We start from the raw sequence: 18,256 nt of genomic DNA, 5'->3' as shown, positions 1-18,256 counted from the left end.
TCCTTGGCGTCCTAACGAGCTCGTGCATGGTTGGCGGTAGCGCGTCGAAGGCCGCGGACGGTCCGCCGTGTTCACGTTCGTGTACCGCTTGACGTGGCCGCCTGCTGGTGCGAGAGCAGTCCGGCGACAGCTTGGATGATGTCACTCATGTGCTCGCGACGGCCGTGGTGGCGGGCGAGAGATCGCCAGTTCTTCAGATGGCCGATGCCGTGCTCGACCCGGATGCGGCGTGAGGAGTGGGCCTTGCGCTGGCGCTCGTGCATCTCCTCGTACCACTCGGGCGGGTTCTTCTTGAACTTGCGGTGCGGTGGCGTCACCACGCGGCCGCCGGTCTGGGCGCCCAGGCCCTGGTAGCCGGCATCGGCGAGGATCTCTACGGCCGGACCGTCGGCCAGGAGCTTGACCAGGCCCAGCTTCCGGGCGTGCGTGATGTCCGCGCAGCTCGCAGGCTCGGCCGGACTGCAGAACAGCAGCCGCCCCTCGGCGTCCGTGACGACCATGGACTTGACGGCGTTCTGCTTGTTCTTCCCGGAGATGAACTTCTCCCGGTCCTTGCGTCCGACAGCCGGGCGACGCACCCGGACCTCGGTGCCGTCGATGATTCCGGTTTGCCCGCTCGCGCCGAGATGGTCGATGACCTCGGCGAGTGTGCACAGTCGGATGTCAGGCGCGACGGTGCAGCCCCGCTCGGCGAGCAGTGGCCGCACTTCACCGATCGCACGCGTAATGGTGGAGCGGTCCACGCCGAACCAGCAGGCCAGCACGTCGTGCGTCGTTGCATGGCGGAGATGCACGAGCGTGGCCAACAGGCGGTCGACGAAGACCAGCTTGTACTTGGCCCCGGCACCGACGGCCCGGCGGCGAGGGCGGGACGTCAGCACGGCCTGGTGCCGCTCGTGCCACAACGGACCGATCTCTGCGACGAGTTCTGCGATCACGTCGGGCGCCAGCCCGGTGATCCGCTGGCTACGGATGATTGCTGCACGTGTCCGGCTCCCCACCACACGGATCATGATCAACGATCAAGGTCTCGACGCGCTACCGCCAACCATGCACGAGCTCGTTAGACGGAGATGTTCACCTCGGCGGTGATCCGGTCATGCATCCTGACCTTGGCGAGCACCTGTGACGTCTTGAAGCCGTTGCGGTAGACGCCAGCCAGATAGTGGTCCACGGTGTGCTGGCAAACCGCATCGATGCGGTAGGGGTTGGCGAACCGAGATGAGGCGCCCGAACTTGCGGGAACGCGTCTCGCGCTCGGGATCGTCGAGGTCGAAGTCGTCGGCGAACTGGTCGAGTTCGGCCTGCAACGCCCGGTCGTTGATCCAGAAGACAACCGGGTGCGTGTTTAGCACGACCGGGACGGGCGCCTCGTCCCGCAAAGACCGGGACACCGAGTACCGGTACAGCACCCTGTCCGGGTCGGTCTCCTCACCGAAGAGGGCGAAGGTGGCCGCGGCGAGATTCCTGACCGGAGTGCCGGTCATGCCGAAGAACGTCGCGTGGGGCAACGCTGCACGCTATCGGCCCCGCCAGGGACTTCAATTTGGCCGACTGGGTCCGGTGCGCCTCGTCGACCATCACGATGATGTTGTCCCGGGTCGGCAGATCCTTGCCAGCGTCCGCGAACTTGTGGACTGTCGTGGAGATGACGCCGCGCACATCGTCAGCCAGCCAGGAATGCAACTCCTTCCTGGTGGCCGGCTGGTGGAAGTAGGCGTCGCCCATCGCCGAGGTGAACACCCCGGAGGTCTGCCGCACGAGCTGGGTCCGATCCGAGAGTAAAATGACCGTGGGTGACTCCGTGCGGGTCAGCCAGCAGCAGCGAAGCAGCGAACACCATCAACAGCGTCTTCCCACCGCCTTGGTGATGCCAGATCGGGCCCTTCGACCCGCCTGCCAGTACTCGCTCGTGGATCAGGTGCACGACTTCCAGCCACCCCGACCACCTGCGCACCAAGGACACCGAACTGCTGAGCCTCCTCACTGCGGCCTGCCCGGAGATGACCCAGCCCACCTCCCTCATCCACGACTTCGCCGCCCCGCTGACGCCCGCCAGCGGCAGCGAATTCAAGCTCGCGGAATGGATCGCCCAGGTACACGGCGCAGCCCTGCCCCAACTGCACAGATTCGCAATGGCCTGGAACTCGACCGTGCCGCCGTCAACGCCGGCCTGACCCTCCCCTTGAAGCACGGCCGCACCGAGGGCGTCAACACCCGCACAAAGCGGATCATGGGGCAGATGCACGGCCGAGCCGTATCCGACCTCCTCCGTCAGCGCATCCTGTTCCAATGGCTATCACCGACAGTCACCATCTCCTACGGAACGGAGTCCTTCATTTGGCAGCCCCCTCGATCAGCAGAAAACCCCAGGTCACGGGCTATGTGACCTGGGGTTTCGTGGAGCCGCCTTCGGGATTCGAACCCGAGACCTACGCATTACGAGTGCGTTGCTCTGGCCAACTGAGCTAAGGCGGCTTGGTGCGGGGCGTGCTGCTGGGCACAAGGGTGTCAGCAGCAGCGGGGGAAAGTCTACAGGGTTGAGGAGGGTGCTCGGGACCGTGGGGGGATCATGGGGAGGGGCTGGTCAGGAGCACTTCTTGTGGGCGGGGGGGACGGTACCCGCCAGCAGGTAGGCGTTGACGGCGGAGTCGATGCAGGAGGACCCGCGGGCGTAGGCGGTGTGGCCGTCGCCGTTGTAGGTGAGGAGGTGGCCGGAGCTGAGCTGGGCGGCCAGCGACTGGGCCCAGGCGTAGGGGGTGGCGGGGTCGCGGGTGGTGCCGACGACGAGGATCGGGCCGGCCCCGTCCGCGGTGATCTTCGCGGGGTGCCCGGTCGCGGGGACCGGCCAGTAGGCGCAGCCGAGCGAGGACCAGGCGAGGGTGGTGCCGAAGAGGGGCGACGCCTTGCGGAAGGAGGGCAGGGCCTTCTCGACGTCGGCGGGGGACTTGAACGCCGGGGGCAGGTCGAGGCAGTTGACCGCGGCGTTGGCGTACATGAGGTTGCTGTACTTGCCGGAGTCGTCGCGCTCGTAGTAGCTGTCGGAGAGCTGGAGGAGGGCCTCGCCCTGGCCCTTGGTCGCGTCGGCGAGGGCGCTGCGCAGGCTCGGCCAGGCGGACTGGTCGTACATCGCGGAGATCACACCGGTGGTGCCCAGGGCCTCGGTGAGCGGGCGGGCCGCGTCGCTGGTCTTCAACGGGTGGGCGTCGAGGGACTTGAAGAGGGCGGTGAGGCGCTTGCCGGCGTCGGCGACGGAGGTGGTGCCGAGCGCGCAGCCGGCGCGGGCGACGCAGTCCTTGGCGAAGGCGTCGAAGGCGACCTCGAAGCCGCCGGCCTGGGTACGGCTGCTTTCCAGCGCGCTGATGGAGGGGTCCATCGCGCCGTCGAGCACGACGTGGCCCACGTTCTTGGGGAACAGCCCGGCGTAGGTGGCGCCGAGGAAGGTGCCGTACGACTTGCCGACGTAGTTGAGCTTCGGGTCGCCGAGGACGGCGCGCAGGACGTCCATGTCGCGGGCGGAGTCGACGGTGGAGACGTGGCCGAGCAGCTTGCCGGAGCGGCGGTTGCAGGCCGAGTCGAAGCCGCGGTCGGCGGTGGTGAGGGCGTTGATCTCGGCGCGGTCGTCGGGGGTGGTGTCGACGGCGGTGAAGGCGTCCATCTGCTTGTCGCTCAGGCACTCCACGGGTTCGCTGCGGGCGACGCCGCGCGGGTCGACGCCGACCATGTCGTACCGCGAGGTGACGGCGGAGGGGTAGCCGAGGGCCGCGTACTGGAGGTAGTCGATCGCGGAGCCGCCGGGGCCGCCGGGGTTGACCAGCAGGGAGCCGAGCTTCTTGCCCTTGCCGGTGGCCTTCTTCCGGGCGACGGCGAGCTTGAGGTCGTCGGCCGCCACGGGGTGGGCGTAGTCCAGCGGGACCTTCAGGGTGCCGCAGTCGAACCCGGGCACGCCGCAACTGTGCCAGCTGATCTTCTGCTTGTAGTACGACGACAGGTCCGCGGAGGAGGTACTCGACGCGGAGGGCGCGGACGAGCCGGCCACCGACGACGACGCGGAGGGCGCCGGCGAGGAGGCCGCGGCCGCCTTGTGGCCGCTCCCTCCCGAGCATGCGGTCAGCAGCAGTCCGGTCACCGCGATCACGGTGGCGGGGATGCGGAGCAGGCGCGTGGGGTGCGTGGCGGCGGGCATCAGCGGCTCAGGTCCTCCCGTTGGGTGAGGCGAGCGTATCCGGCGGAAGCCGTCGAGGTTCGCCAACCCTGTCGCCTTTTGAGTGATTCCGGGTTTTACGGGTGGTTTCAGGGTGTGACGTGGGGGTGGCTGGGCATCGTGGAGGTGTGGGCGCGGGGTGAAGGGGTTCGCGGTGGTGTCGGCGGGGTTCGCCGGGCCGCGGAGGTGGGTGCGGGCGCGGGTCTGGGTGCGGTGACCGGCGCGGATGTGGATACGGGTGCGGATGTGGATACGGGTGCGGTGGCGGGTTTGCGCGCGGGTGCCGGTGTGTGGGCGGCGGGTGCCCTGGAGGTGGGTGCGGACGCGGAGTGGGGTGCGCGCGGGGGCTTGGTGGGCGCGGTGTGCGCGGTGCCGGTCGGCGTGGCGGTTGACGTACCGGTCGGCGTGGCGGTGACGGTCGGTGCGAACGGCGACCCGGGCGTCGGGGTGAGGCTCGCCGTCGGGGTGCGGGCCGGGCCGTCCAGCTTCTCGGTGAGATACGCGGCGACCTGGGCCGGCAGGTCCTTCGCACGGGGCACCCCGTCGAGCAGCCTGACCTGGTCGCCGGTCGGCCGGAGCGAGGTCCGCAGCCGTACCGCGGAGGCCCGTTGGCCGGCCTGCGCGGTGGTGGAGGCGAGCAGGAGGGAGGGATAGCGGCCGGTCGGGCGGGTCATGGCCGGGTAGTCGCCGGAGATGCCGACGGCGGCCGCGTAGCGGTCCGGGTGGGACAGCGCCTCGCGGACGGCGCAGGGTGCCTGCGAGCCGATCCCGATCACACCGTGCGCGGTGCGGGCGGTCAGGGTCCGGTAGCGGGCGGCCACCTCGGTGAGCACGGCCGCGGAGTCGGCGGCGCACCGGGGCGGAGCGACGAGCAGGAAGGAGTTGGCGCGGCCGCGGTTCGCCTGTCCGGCGAACGCGGAATACAGGCCAGAAGCGGCGGAGGAGCCGGCGGAGGAGGTGTGGACGATGACGACGGGATAGGCGACGCCGGACGCGGACGGGGTCGTGTAGTGGCGCGGCAGCCATACGCGGGTGCCGTCGCGCAGTTCCTGCAGGGTGCCGCCCGCGGGGTGGCCGAGGACGCGCAGTTCCGGCGGCGGCGGAGCGGGCTCGGGAGTGCGGGCGGGCGGCGACGGCACGACGTCGGGCTCGCGCGCGGCCACGGCGCGGGTACGGACCGGGCCGGCCGCGGCATCGTGCACGAGCGGCACGGCGACGGTCGCGGCGAACAGCGCGGCCACGCCCGAGGCGCCCGCGCGCAGCAGGGTGCCGCGATGGTCGACGGGCAGTTCGTACACCCGCCCGGCGCGCTCGCCGTACCAGTGCCGCAGGGCCCGTACCGCCAGCAGTGCGGTCGCGCCGAGGGCAGCCAGCAGGAGGAGGACGAGTACGGCGTCGGCCACGGCGGAGCCCCTTCGGGACGGCTGCGGCCCCGCGGGGACACGGCGAGCGGCGGGGACGCTGCCTGCACCTTGCATCCGCGGGCGCCCGCCGGGCGGGACCCGGGTGCGCCCGGGCCTCGTGATCACCCGAAGGCAGCACAGGGGGCGGGGTGCGACGGGTGGGGTCCGGGCTCGTACGGGAGCAGGGGCGGGAGCGGGGCTGATGGTGCCCGGGTACCCGGGTACCCGGGTGCCCAGGCGCCGGCTCGGGGCTCGGGGCTCGGGGCTCGCCGTACGGGCTCGGGTTCGGGATCGCCGTACGGGCAGGGGCGTGGCAGGCGGGACCCGTGGCGTCCGGGCACCGCCGAGCCGTGCCCCGTGGGACCCGGGCATGCGTGGCGGCGGCGTCCGGGCGGCCTCCACGGTGCGCACGGCACGCACGGCGCCCACCGCCGTCGCCACACCCGCACCCGACGCCGTACTCGGGCGCGAGCGGGTGCGCGGGTCAGCCGGCGCGGAGAGCGAGGGTCATGGCCTCGACGGCGAGCAACGGCGCCACGTTGCGGTCGAGGGCCTCGCGGCAGGCGAGCACCGCGTCGATGCGGCGCAGGCTGTGCTCGGGCCGGGAGGAGCCGGCGATCTGCTCGATGCCGTCGAGGAGGTCGATGTTGGCGACGCGGTCGGGGGAGCCGCCGAGTTGGAGGTTGAGGACATCGCGGTAGAAGCCGGCGAGGTCGGTCAGCGCGAGGTCGAGGGTGTCGCGCTGGGTGCGGGTGGCACGGCGCTTCTGGCGGTCGGCGAGGTCCTTCATCACTCCGGCGGTGCCGCGCGGCATCCGCCCGCCGGTGCCGGACGCGGCGCCCAGGGCGGCGCGCAGTTCCTCGGTCTCCTTGGCGTCGACCTCTTCCGCGACGGCCTTGGCGTCCTCGCCGGCGGCGTCCACGAGTTCCTGGGCGGCGCGCAGGCAGCCGCCGATGTCGGCGACGCGCAGCGGCAGGCGCAGGACGTTCGCGCGGCGGGCGCGGGCGGACTCGTCGGTGGCCAGCCGGCGGGCCCGGTCGATGTGGCCCTGGGTGGAGCGGGCGACGCGGGCGGCCAGGTCGGGGTCGATGCCGTCCCTGCGGGTGAGGACGTCGGCCACCGCCTCCGGGGAGGGGGTGCGCAGCGTCAGCAGCCGGCAGCGGGAGCGGATCGTGGGCAGCGCGTCCTCCACGGACGGCGCGCACAGCAGCCACACCGTACGGGGGGCGGGCTCCTCGATCGCCTTGAGCAGCACGTTCGCGGCGCCCTCGGTGAGCCGGTCGGCGTCCTCCAGGACGATCACCTGCCAGCGGCCGCCGGCCGGGGAGAGCGAGGCGCGGCGGACCAGGTCGCGGGTGTCCTTGACGCCGATGCTGAGCAGGTCGGTGCGCACGGTCTCCACGTCGGCGTGGGTGCCGATCAAGGCGGTGTGGCAGCCGTCGCAGAAGCCGCAGCCGGGGGGCGCGCCCAGCTTCCGGTCCGGGCTGACGCACTGGAGCGCCGCCGCGAACGCCTTCGCCGCGGTGGCGCGGCCCGACCCGGGCGGGCCGGTGAAGAGCCAGGCGTGCGTCATCCGGGAGGCGTTGGCCGCGGGGGCGCCGGGCGGTTGTTCGGCGCCGTGGTCAGGCGTCACGAGCGCGTCCGCGGCCTGGGCGGCCGAGGCCAGTTCGGCCACCACGGCCGGCTGCCCCACCACGTCGTCCCACACGGCCATCGCGCCCGCACCTCGCCTCACGTCCGGCATCCGCCCGGCCGGCGTCTGCTCGTGTCCTGGTCTTCCGGGTACCACCGCGGTACCTCTGCCGCGAGCCGCTGCCGTACCCGGCGCACCCGCTCCCCCATTCTGCGGGACACCCAGGACACTCGGGCCACCTCGCCGGGCTTCAGCCGCCCCTCGCCGGGCTTCCGCCAGGGCTACGTCCCGGTCGCCCCGTCCGCCCCCCGGCTGTCCCGTCCCCTCCCCGGCACCCGCCGTCCCGTCCACGCCCGCCCGGGCACCCCGCTCGCCGCCGCGCCCCAGGCGACCGCCCACCGCGACGCACCGCCCCAAGGCGCCCTCCTCACAGGGTGAGCCGCTGCACTCCCCCGGCCAGCGCGCGCTGTTCTGGCGCGTCCGTCCCCGTCCAGCACGAGCCGCGGCGCCCGAGCAGCCGGCGCAGCCACAGCTCGGTGGCCACGACCTCGCCGAGCCCTTCCAGCGCGAGCACCTCACCGCTGCCCGCGGCGCCGCCCGAAGCCCCGCCGGAGCCCGCTGCCGCCGAGGCCGCCGCGCGGAACGCCCCGCGCAGCACCCGCGCGTCGACCAGCCCCGCGTCCGCGAGCAGCGGCGCCTCGAAGAGGTCCAGCAGCGGGTCGAGCACGCTGCGCAGCCCGATCCGGGCGGCGGACGACCCCGCGGCCGCCGGTGACCCGCTGCCCCAGCCCGGCGGGAGCCCGTGGACGCCGGCGCCGGACAGCGCCACCCGCAGCACCTCCGCGCGCGCCCCCGGCCGGACCCGCAACGCGCTCGGCAGGGCCTGGCAGGCGCGCACCACCTGGTTGTCGAGGAACGGCGCGTGCAGCCGCTGGCTCGGTACGGTCGCGGCCTGCTCCAGCACCCGGTAGTCCGCGGCGTGCCGGGCGAGGGCGGCGCGGGCGCGCCGTTCGCCGGGCCGTTCCAGCGGCCAGGGCCGGTGTGCCGCGTCCTGAAGGCGAACCGATACTTCGGCCAGCGCTTCCCCGGTCAGCCAGCGCGCCGCCGGACCGGAGCGCACCCACACCATCGCGGCCAGCGACGCGGTGAGCGCGCCGCCACCGGGACCGTCCGGTCCGCCGAGCCCGAAGTCCCGCCGCAGCAGCGCGGACGCGACGTCCTCGACGCCCTGCCGGTACGGCGTACGGGCCAGCCGGCGCGCGGCGCGGTAGACGGTGAGCGGCACGGTCACGGAGGTGAGCGACCCGGTGAGGGTGCCGCCGCCGTCCGCCCGGGTGAGCGCGGCCACCGGTCGCAGCAGGTGGCGGCGGCGCCGGTCCATCAACAGGTCGGCCAGCCGCGCCGGATGGGCGTCGAGCACCTGCCGGGCGCCGTAGCCGATCAGGTGGTCGGCGCCGCCCGCAGCCAGCCGTCGCCGGTGGCGTTCGGCGCTGACCAGCGCGGGCCCGGGCTCGTCGGTGAGCGCGCCGAGCCCTCCGGAGCCCTCGGACCAGCCGGAGACGAGGTCGGCGTAGGGCAGCGCCTCGGGGCCGCCGGGCACCACGATGTGCCGCAGCCGGGGGTCGGCGGCCATCTCCCGGGCCCGTTCGAGTTCGGAGAGTTCGGCCGCCGAGCCGTGCGCGCCGTCCGCGCCGCCGAGCCCGCCGACGAGGTCGTTGAAGGTGACCGCGAGCAGTCGCTCCCCGGCGAGCGACCCGGGCGCGCCGGGCAGCGTGCCGGGCATGCCGGGCAGCCCGGCCGCGAGCAGCGCCAGCGTGGAGGACGCGATGCCACCGGAAAGGTCCGCGCCGATCCCGGGCGCCGGCCCGGCCCCGTCCAACGCGCCGTCGGGCACGAAGCGCGGCTGCGCCAGCCGGACCCGTACCGCGTCGAGCAGCGCGTCGCGTACGCCCTCCACGGCGGCCAACCCGTCTGCTGTGCTGGCCGGTTGGTGGCCGACGGCCAGCGACGCGGTGGGCTCGTAACCGGTGATCTCGGGTGCGCCGTCGCGAAGGATCAGCGCGTGGCCCGGCGGCACCCGGCGCACCCCCAGGTACGGCGTGCCGTCGAGCAGGGCCTCGGGCGCGTCCGGGCAGGCGAGGGTGGCCGCGAGGTGGGTGACGTCGAGCCCCGCCTCGATCAGGTCGGCGAGCGGGAGTGCCGCGGTGGCGTACGCGGTGCCGTGCCGCCAGCGGGTGTGGAAGACCGGCAGCGCGCCGGCCAGATCGCCCAGCACCGTGATCCGGCGGCCGAGTTGGAGCACCGCGGTGTAGCTGCCGGGCCACGCGGTGACATGCCGCAGCGCGCCGCCGCGGGCCGCGACCAGGCCGAGCCGCAACTGCGCGTCGGTGGCCCCGCACCGCCCGAGCACGGCCAGCCGGGCCACGCCCCGCGAACTCCCGTACGAGGCCGCGCCGTACGCGCCCGCGCCGCCGTAGGAGTCGGCGCCGCCGTGGCCGTTCGCGTCCCCGTAACCGCCGCCGTACGCGGCGCCGGCGCCGTATCCCGCCGAACCATTGGCCCTGGCACGGGCGTTGGCGTCGGCATGCACGACCCGCACCTCGTCGGGGCGCCAATCCCCCACCGCCCACAGCGGATCGGGGTCACCCCACAGGAGTTGCGCGCCGACGGGCTGGAGTGCGCGGGACCGCGCGCCGGGCAACGGACCCGCAGTGGCACTGCTCCACCCCACCAACCACCGCATCGCCGCCTCCACAGGCTGTGGACAGCCGGCACGGCTCGGCTCCGCTGCTCCCGCTGCTCGCCCCGCCGGGCCGCCACGTCTGACGTCCGAAAGACCATGCTGCCACGTGGAGACGCGCAAGGAGGCGCATGGGTGCACCAAGGCAGGCCGGGTCGCGCGCTCGGCCGGGGGGCGAAACCCGCCCGAACCGACCCGCGCGTCAACCGGCGGCGGGCCGGCGGCGAAACGTCTGGTTCGCGCCAAAGTCCGCGGCACATGCCGCAGTTGATATGCCTCGACAGCGCCGGGCAGGTCGCCTGCGGTGATCGGCGACGGTCACGGAACGTGTCCCGGAGCGGCCACCCGCCCGGGAATCACCTTTACAGAATCGGCCACGGGGTCAACGGCCCGGGAGGCGTTCGGACGCCGCCCGGGCCGGTCCGCCACCCGCGGGGATTGTGGCAGCGGAACCCCGTGGCCCGCTCCACCCCGGCATAGCCGCCTGCCGGGGTCCACGGGCCGACCCATGGCACCATGCAAGCCCAACGGCACAGCACGGCACAGAGCGCACGGCCGGGCGCACGGCCACATATACCGGGAGCACACGCCGGATCGTGCGCGCATCGCACGCCGGGCGCCCGAGGGCACCCGTCCGTTTCCGGCCATCCGGCACGAGCCTCTTAACGGTCGGGATGCGGCGAACTACGCTGGGTGTACCCGGTTCGCACACGTACGCGCGGCTCGGGTGCCCGGCACACGCACCGTACCGGCCGCACCGCGGCTTCCGCGGTGGCCGAATCGGGCTCCAGGGGAGGGTGAACCCCGTACCCCATGACATCACCAGGCCGGGCCGGCCTGCCCCCAGCGGCATCACGAGGTGAACCGCAGTGAACAGAGAACACCGCGGGCCGAACGAGAAGCTCGGCACCCTTCTCGCCATGGCGGGCATCAGCAACGCCGGACTCGCCCGCCGGGTCAACGACCTCGGCGCACAACGCGGTCTGACGCTGCGTTATGACAAGACATCGGTGGCCCGCTGGGTCACCAAGGGCATGGTGCCGCAAGGCGCGGCGCCGCATCTGATAGCCGCCGCCATCGGCAGCAAGCTCGGCCGGCCCGTGCCGTTGCACGAGATAGGTCTGGCCGACGCCGACCCCGCGCCCGAAGTCGGCCTCGCCTTCCCGCGCGACGTCGGCGAGGCGGTGAAATCGGCCACCGATCTGTGGCGACTGGATCTCGCCGGGCGCCGCGGCCCCGGCGGCAGCGGCATCTGGCAGAGCTTGGCCGGTTCTTTCGCAGTGAGCGCTTACGTCACTCCCGCCTCCCGCTGGCTGATCACCCCGGCCGACGCCACCGTGGCCCGCGACGCCCCCGCCCCGGGCATGGCCCACGTCGGCCACACCGACGTCACCAAACTCCGCGAGGCCGCCGACGACGCGCGCCGCTGGGACTCCAAGTACGGCGGGGGCGACTGGCGTTCGGGCATGGTGCCGGAGTGCCTGCGGGTCGAGGCCGCGCCCCTGCTGCTCGGCTCCTACAGCGACGACGTCGGCCGCGCGCTGTTCGGCGCCACCGCCGAACTCACCCGGCTGGCAGGCTGGATGGCCTTCGACACCGGCCAACAGGAGGCCGCGCAGCGCTACTACATCCAGGCGCTGCGGCTGGCCCGCGCCGCCGCCGACGTCCCGCTCGGCGGCTACGTCCTGGCGTCGATGTCCCTCCAGGCCACCTACCGCAACTTCTCCGACGAGGGCGTCGACCTCGCCCAGGCCGCCCTGGAGCGCAACCGCGGCCTGGCCACCGCCCGCACCATGAGCTTCTTCCACCTCGTCGAGGCCCGCGCGCACGCCAAGGCCGGCGAGGCCGCCGCGTGCGGCGCCGCCCTGTCCGCGGCCGAGGCGCTGCTGGAGCGCGCCCGCGCCGGCGACGCCGATCCGAGCTGGCTCGGCTTCTACTCCTACGACCGGCTCGCCGCCGACGCCGCCGAGTGCTACCGCGACCTGCGCCTGCCGCGCCAGGTCCAGCGGTTCACCGAGCAGGCCCTGGCCCAGCCCACCGAGGAGTTCGTCCGCTCGCACGGCCTGCGGCTGGTGGTCTCCGCGGTCGCGGAGCTGGAGTCGGGCAACCTCGACGCGTGCTGCGCCGCCGGCGTCAAGGCGGTCGAGGTGGCGGGCCGGATCTCCTCCGCCCGCACCACGGAGTACGTCCGCGACCTCCTGCACCGCTTGGAGCCGTACAACGACGACCCCCAGGTGCTCGATCTGCGCGAGCGCGCCCGCCCCCTACTGGCGGCCCCTGCGTAGGAGGCAGGGCGGCGCTCAGCGGCGGGGCCGGCGGAGCGGCGGCGGTGCCGACCCGGGTACGGGCGCACCGGTACGAGCGCCGGGTGCCGGTACGAGAGCCGGGTGCCGGTGCCGGATTCGGTGCCGGCGGTATGGGTGCCCGCACCGCACGGTGACCCGCGACACCCGCTCCACCCGCGTGACCTGCGTTACTCCCGCGTCCCGCCCGCCCCGCGTCGCCCCGCCGCCCCGCGCGGCCCCCGTAGAATCGACGGCATTGTGTCGACGCCGTCCTCCACCCCCGCCCCCGCCCCCGCCGTGATGTTCCCGTCCGGGCCCGCGCCCGATCCGGCCGGGTCGCGCGGCGAGCACCGCATCCGCAGCTTCCACGCGCGGCGCGGTCGGCTCACCAAGGCGCAGGCGGCGGCGATCGACCGGCACTGGGCACGCTGGGGCGTGGAGCTGGACGGCTCCCCACTGGACCCGGCCGGGCTGTTCCCCGCCGCCGGCGGCGCCCGCCTCCCGGTCGTCGTCGAGATCGGCTTCGGCATGGGCGACGCGACCGCCGCGATGGCCGCCGCCGATCCCGCGACCGGCATCCTCGCGGTCGACGTGCACACCCCCGGCCAGGGCAACCTGCTCGCCCTCGCCGACCGCGGCGGGCTGACGAACATACGGGTGGCCAACGGCGACGCGATCGTGCTGCTGCGCGACATGCTGCCGCCCGCCTCGCTGGACGGGCTGCGGGTCTACTTCCCCGACCCGTGGCCGAAGGCCAAGCACCACAAACGGCGGCTGATCCAGCCGGAGTTCCTGGCCCTGGTCACCCCGCTGCTGCGGCCCGGCGCAGTGGTGCACTGCGCCACCGACTGGGAGCCGTACGCCGACCAGATGCTGGAGGTGCTGACCGCCGCACCGGGTCTGGCGAACCGGCACGGCGACGGGTTCGCGCCGCGCCCGGAGTTCCGGCCGATGACGAAGTTCGAACGGACCGGGCTGGCGAAGGGCCACGTGGTGCACGACCTGCTGTTCGTCCGTACCTGAGCCCGTGCGGGGGCCGGGTTGTCCCGTACTCTCGCGCGGCGCCGTCCCGCCCCCGTACTGTCGTCATGGTGACGACGTTTTCGTACCCTTCCGCGCCTGACTCCCCCACCGGGGACGACGCGGCACGGGAGCCCACCACGGTGCACTACGGGCCGCGGCGCGCCTTCTGGGAGAGCCGGGCGGTGCGGACGGGTGCGCTGTTCACCGCGCTCGCGGTGTGCGGAGTGGTCATCCTGGCGGTGCTGCGGCACCACATCGGCACCGAACCGTTCCTGGTGGGCATGGCCCTGGCGCTGCTGCCGGTGCCGCTGATCGTCTGGGCGTACCTGTGGTTCGACCACGTGGCGCCCAGCCCCTGGCAGAACATCGTCTTCGCCTTCTCCTGGGGCGCGTGCGCGGCCACGCTGGTGGCGATCTTCGCCAACGAGTACGGCGCGAAGCTGCTCGCCACGGCGTTCTCCGCGACCCAGACGCAGTCCGACCAGTGGGGGGCCACGTTCGTCGCGCCGCTGGTCGAGGAGACCGCCAAGGGCAGCGCGCTGCTGCTGCTCTTCCTCTTCCGGCGCCGCCACATCGAGTCGCTGCTCGACGGCATCGTGCTCGCCGGGCTGACCGCGACCGGCTTCGCCTTCACCGAGAACATCCTCTACCTCGGCACCGCCTTCGACCAGGACAAGGCGCTGGGCGGCGACGGGATCGGCACCACCGTGGCCACGTTCATCGTCCGGGTGCTGATGACGCCGTTCGCGCACCCGCTGTTCACGTCGATGACCGGGATCGGCTTCGCGCTGGCGGCCACGATGCGGCCGGGGATGCGCTGGCGCTGGCGGTGGGTGCCGCCGGTCTGCGGCTGGCTGATGGCGATGGTGCTGCACGGCTCGTGGAACGGCAGTTCCGAGCTGTCCCCGATCGGCTTCCTGACGACGTATGTGTCGGTGATGGTGCCGGTGTTCGGGCTGGTGCTGTGGCTGGCGTTCTGGTCGCGGTCCAACGAGTTGCGGACGATCCGCCGGCACCTGCCGCCGTACGCCGCCGCGGGCTGGCTGGCGGTGGGCGAGCCGAACGCGCTGGGCACCATGCGGATACGCGCGGAGGCCAAGCGCGAGGCGAAGCGGCTGGTGGGCGAGCAGGCCGCCCGGGCGGTCCGCGACTATATCGCGTTCGCCACCCACCTCGCGTTCCTGCGCGCGGCCGCCGAACGCGGCGCCCCCGAGCCCGACTTCACCGCACGCGAGGCCGAACTCCTCTCCCACCTGTGGCACCGCAGGGCGCTGGCACAGCCGGCCCTGGCCCACGCGGTGGCGCTGGACCAGCCGGTGACCCCGCAGTGGCCGCCGCGTATTCCGCCGCCCCGCGCGGGGCAGTGGGGCCCGCCCGCGCAGTACCCGACGTGGCCGCCGCAGCCTCCGCAGCCGTACGGGCCGCCGCAGGCGTACGGTTCGGCCCCGCCGTACGACTCACCGCCCCGGTACGACGCCCCGCCCCCGTACGACTCACCGCCGCCGTACGACTCGCCGCCGCCGTACGGCCCTCCGCGGCCGTACGACCCGACGCAGCCGGCGCGGCACGTACCGAAGCATCTCTAGGCCCTCCGGCCGTACTTGAGGGCTCTGCGGGCGCGCAGGGGACCGGCCGGTGCGCCGGTCGCATGACGTTGCGCGCCATACCTCCCACTTCACCCCCGATGAACCCTTTCAGGTGATTGATTTCCTGGACGGATTCGGCCTGGAAATCCAGTGATGCTGCTGTAACACTCTGTGCCGGATGGGTCGTTTCTCGATCCAGGGGGGCTCCTACGCGTCGGGGGACGCCGATCGCGGCGCGCGGCGAGCCAGGGAGGTCGGTCTGGCGATGAAGTCCGAACAACCGGCGGGCGTGGCGACGCAAGAGCCGCACGCGGCCCCGTATGTCGGCTACACGGCGGGGGGCGCAGGGATGGGCATGGGAACGGGAACCGGAGCAGGTACGGGCACGGGTACAGGTACGGGTGCGGGCACAGGTACGGATCAGGGGGCCGGTGGGCTGCCGGAGCGGGTGCAGGTCACGGTGGACCAGTTCAGCGGGCCGCACGCCGGGGAGTTGGTGCTGCGCGAACTGGCGGCCGCGGTGCGGCGATCCGCGGACACGCTCCACCAGGACCCGCCGCCGCTGGACCGGGCCGAGCTGGAATGGCGGTTGGAGGCCGACGCGGCGCTCGCCCGGCGCGGTGTCCGGGTCCGGGCGGTGTACCCGCGCGCGGTGCTCGGTGAGCCCGTACGCGCCCGTTTCCTCCAGGAGTTGTCCGACGCGGGCGTCATCGTCCGGGTGATCGACCATGTCGCGCACGACATGCTGATCTTCGACCGGCACACCGTCTGCCTGCCGGCGAGCGAACGGCCCGCGCCGCGCGCCGGGTACGGCCAGGCGGGGCCGGACGACCTGGACGGCGCGCCCGGCGCTTCCCGCTCCCCCGACGCACCCCACGCTCCCGACGGACCCAACGGGTCCGAACCGCCCGGCCCTTCGCTGCTCCGCGTCCGCGGCTCGGCCCTGGTCCGCTCCTTCACCGCGATCCACGAGTCGTACTGGCAGCGCGCCACTCCGCTGCCGCTCGCCGGCGCCGGGTTGCGGCATGCCGCGCTCGGCGAGTTGGAGCGGGCGGTGATCCGGCTGATGACGAGCGGCTACGGCGACGACCGGATCGCCCGCAAACTCCGCATCGAGCGGCAGGCGGTGGAGGATGTGATGGCCGCGCTGATGGAACGCCTGGGCGCCGGCAGCCGTTTCGAGGTCGGGTACAAGCTGGCCCGTGCGCTCGATCCGTCCGAGCTGTCGCCCGGACACGGATGACGGCCGCCTGCCGCCCGGCCGGAGCGCGGGCCGACCGGGACGGCCCGAGCGCCGCGGCGGTCGGACCGAACTCTTCGAGAGGGAAGTGTCGTTGAACGACCGTCAGGCCATGCGGAACCTGCTCGCCCGTGCCCGCGCCCGTCAGGACCCGGCCGCGCTCGGGCTGGCGCCCCGCGCCGAACCGCGCGGCCGCAAGGTCGAGGGCCTGACCCACGAGCACATGACGCGGCTGCTCGGCTGGCCCGAGCACAAGTACGGCTATGTCGAGCGCGGCCGGCTCGCGGTCATCGACACCGAGATCCTCGAACCGATCGCCCGGATACTGTGCCTGACCGAACAGGAGTGGGAGTCGCTGGTGTTGTACGCCACCGGCACCCCACCCGCCTTCCCGCTCGATCCGCAGGTCGGCCGTTCCGTCCCCCGGCCGTGGCGGCGGGTGCTGGCCGGCAGCCGGGACATCGCGTACGTCAGCGACGCGGCATGGGACCTGGTCGCGTACAACTCCGCGTTCGCCCGGCTGTTCACGCCGCACGGCGTGCCGGGCAACGTGATGCGGTGGATGCTGCTCGCCCCGGCGGCCCGGGTCACCCTCGCCGACTGGGCGAACAGCTGGCTGCCGCTGCTCGTGCCGCAGTTACGAGCGGCGGCCACCGCCCGCCCCAACGACAAGACGCTCCAACGGCTGATCGCCGACATCCGGCGCGACCCGGTGGTGGGACCGTGCTACGACGCCCCGACCACGGAGTACCTCCAGCCGCGTGCGGAGGGGGCGCGGCCGCTGCTGCACCCCGAACTCGGCCCGGGCTGGGCGACGATGTGCGCGGCCGGACCGTTCGGCGTGCCGGGCGGACGGCTGATGTTCGTGCTCTTCGACCGGGGCGAGCGGCCGGGGCCGCAGGAGCCGATGCACGCTCCCGCGACGACGGGTCCGGTGGACCTCGACACGGGTCCTGACTCCGGTCCTGGCCGCTCCGCAGGTCCTGGTTCCGATCCTGGTCCCGCTTACGTAGGTTGAGCCTGGTTCCGTAGGTTGAGCCTGCGCCCGGGCGCGGCTCCGTACCCGGCGACGACCATCCCCGCGATTGCCTTCCGCCACGACATCAGCAGACTGGGACGACATGAGCATCGAACCACCGCGCAGCCTGAGGGCGTTGACGCCCGCGGTCCACGCATGGCTGCCCGACGGCCACGACACCTGGGGCCTGGCCAACTGCATCCTGATCACCGACCAGGACAGCGCGCTCCTGGTCGACACCCCCTACACCACGGACCTGACGCGGCACCTCCTGAACCTCACCGCCGAGGTACTCCCGCCGGGCGTCGCCATCACCACGGTCGTCAACACCCATGGCAACGGCGACCATTCGTACGGCAACGGGGTGTTCACGGCGGCCGGTGCGGAGGTGGTCAGCACCGACGCCAACAGCGAGCACCTGTGCAAGGAGCCGAGTCCGGCCCAACTCGCGCGCCTGGTGGCGGAGAGCGACCCGGACACGCCGCTCGGCGCGTACCTCCACCGGCACTTCAGCCGCTACGGCGACTTCGGGGTGAGCGAGGCCGTGCCGCCGACCCGCACCTTCAACGGCCGGCTCGACCTCGAAGTCGGCGGTGTGGCGGTCGAGTTGATCGAGGTCGGCCCCGCGCACACAGCCGGCGACCTGATCGTCAACCTGCCCGGCGAGGGCGTGGTCTGCTCCGGCGACGTCATCTTCTGCGAGGACCACCCGGTGCACTGGGCCGGGCCGCTCGACGAGATCCACCGGGCGGTCCAGCGGGTGCTGGCGTGCGAACCGCGCATCATCGTGCCCGGGCACGGTCCCGTCATGACGCCCGCGGACGTGGCCGCCAACGCGGAATACCTGCTCCGGGTCCGCGACCGTATCCACGCCTCCCACGCGGCCGGCCATCCGCTCGCCCAGGCCGCCGCCGAGCTGATCGCCGCCGAGACCAACCCCCGCTGGGGGCTCACCGAGCGGCTCGCCATCCTCACCGCGCTCGAGTACCGCGTCCTGGACGCCGACACGTCCCCGGTCGACATGATCTCCCTGGTCGACCTCGCCGCCCGGCACGCGGCACCGGCTCCTCGGACCGCCAAGTCGCCTGCCCTGTGACGGACTTCCCCGCGCCCCGGTCAGGGGC

General features: G+C 73.5%; 13 protein-coding genes, 1 tRNA gene and 1 pseudogene. 7 read left to right on the top strand and 8 right to left on the bottom strand.

Going from position 1 to position 18,256, the window contains the following annotated elements:
* Positions 1–71 precede the first annotated feature (71 nt).
* From OG896_RS22155 to OG896_RS22145, 3 genes are all read right to left on the bottom strand, one after another.
* Positions 72–1,013 (bottom strand): transposase family protein, encoded by a 942-nt coding sequence (locus OG896_RS22155; protein WP_329367936.1) that lies wholly within the window; start codon positions 1,011–1,013, stop codon positions 72–74.
* Between the two features lie 84 nt (positions 1,014–1,097).
* Entirely contained in the window at positions 1,098–1,487 is a 390-nt protein-coding gene (locus OG896_RS22150) for a hypothetical protein (protein WP_329367934.1), read from the bottom strand.
* Positions 1,432–1,761 carry a hypothetical protein gene (locus OG896_RS22145; RefSeq protein WP_329367932.1) on the bottom strand — a complete coding sequence of 110 codons (330 nt, stop codon included), beginning with the start codon at positions 1,759–1,761 and terminating at the stop codon, positions 1,432–1,434. Before OG896_RS22145 ends, OG896_RS22150 begins: the two co-directional genes overlap by 56 nt.
* A gap of 173 nt (positions 1,762–1,934) precedes the next feature.
* Here OG896_RS22145 and OG896_RS22140 point away from each other — a divergent pair.
* Positions 1,935–2,287: pseudogene (locus tag OG896_RS22140) on the top strand (ISL3 family transposase); the annotation flags it as partial.
* 114 nt (positions 2,288–2,401) lie between these two features.
* Here OG896_RS22140 and OG896_RS22135 read toward each other — a convergent pair.
* From OG896_RS22135 to OG896_RS22115, 5 genes are all read right to left on the bottom strand, one after another.
* Positions 2,402–2,478 (bottom strand) — tRNA-Thr (locus OG896_RS22135).
* A 109-nt stretch (positions 2,479–2,587) separates the two neighbouring features.
* Positions 2,588–4,186 carry an alpha/beta hydrolase gene (locus OG896_RS22130; RefSeq protein ID WP_329367930.1) on the bottom strand — a complete coding sequence of 533 codons (1,599 nt, stop codon included), beginning with the start codon at positions 4,184–4,186 and terminating at the stop codon, positions 2,588–2,590.
* A gap of 107 nt (positions 4,187–4,293) precedes the next feature.
* Complete coding sequence (locus tag OG896_RS22125; protein WP_329367928.1) at positions 4,294–5,607, bottom strand: hypothetical protein; 1,314 nt, start codon at positions 5,605–5,607, stop codon at positions 4,294–4,296.
* Between the two features lie 484 nt (positions 5,608–6,091).
* Positions 6,092–7,321 (bottom strand): DNA polymerase III subunit delta', encoded by a 1,230-nt coding sequence (locus OG896_RS22120; protein WP_329367926.1) that lies wholly within the window; start codon positions 7,319–7,321, stop codon positions 6,092–6,094.
* A gap of 346 nt (positions 7,322–7,667) precedes the next feature.
* Entirely contained in the window at positions 7,668–9,983 is a 2,316-nt protein-coding gene (locus OG896_RS22115) for an asparagine synthase-related protein (RefSeq protein WP_329367924.1), read from the bottom strand.
* A gap of 866 nt (positions 9,984–10,849) precedes the next feature.
* On the opposite strand from OG896_RS22115, the gene OG896_RS22110 reads away from it, so the two are divergent.
* The 6 genes from OG896_RS22110 (at position 10,850) to OG896_RS22085 (ending at position 18,228) form a co-directional block, all read left to right on the top strand.
* On the top strand, positions 10,850–12,265 hold the full coding sequence (locus OG896_RS22110; protein ID WP_328465521.1) for an MFS transporter: 1,416 nt from the start codon (positions 10,850–10,852) through the stop codon (positions 12,263–12,265).
* Positions 12,266–12,565: 300 nt separating this feature from the next.
* The gene (trmB, locus tag OG896_RS22105) at positions 12,566–13,288 is read left to right on the top strand and encodes a tRNA (guanosine(46)-N7)-methyltransferase TrmB (protein WP_329374198.1); all 723 of its coding nucleotides are present in this window, start codon (positions 12,566–12,568) and stop codon (positions 13,286–13,288) included.
* Between the two features lie 65 nt (positions 13,289–13,353).
* Positions 13,354–14,874, top strand: a complete 1,521-nt coding sequence (locus tag OG896_RS22100) for a PrsW family intramembrane metalloprotease (RefSeq protein ID WP_329367921.1) — start codon at positions 13,354–13,356, stop codon at positions 14,872–14,874.
* A 355-nt stretch (positions 14,875–15,229) separates the two neighbouring features.
* Positions 15,230–16,117, top strand: coding sequence for a hypothetical protein (locus OG896_RS22095; protein WP_329367919.1), 888 nt, complete (start codon positions 15,230–15,232; stop codon positions 16,115–16,117).
* A 91-nt stretch (positions 16,118–16,208) separates the two neighbouring features.
* Complete coding sequence (locus OG896_RS22090; RefSeq protein WP_329367917.1) at positions 16,209–17,132, top strand: helix-turn-helix transcriptional regulator; 924 nt, start codon at positions 16,209–16,211, stop codon at positions 17,130–17,132.
* Between the two features lie 103 nt (positions 17,133–17,235).
* Entirely contained in the window at positions 17,236–18,228 is a 993-nt protein-coding gene (locus OG896_RS22085; RefSeq protein ID WP_329367915.1) for an MBL fold metallo-hydrolase, read from the top strand.
* The last annotated feature ends 28 nt before the right edge of the window (positions 18,229–18,256 follow it).

Origin of the sequence: Streptomyces sp. NBC_00669, from assembly GCF_036226785.1 — a bacterium.
Classification (GTDB): domain Bacteria; phylum Actinomycetota; class Actinomycetes; order Streptomycetales; family Streptomycetaceae; genus Actinacidiphila.
This window is presented reverse-complemented; position numbering and strand designations above follow the sequence as displayed.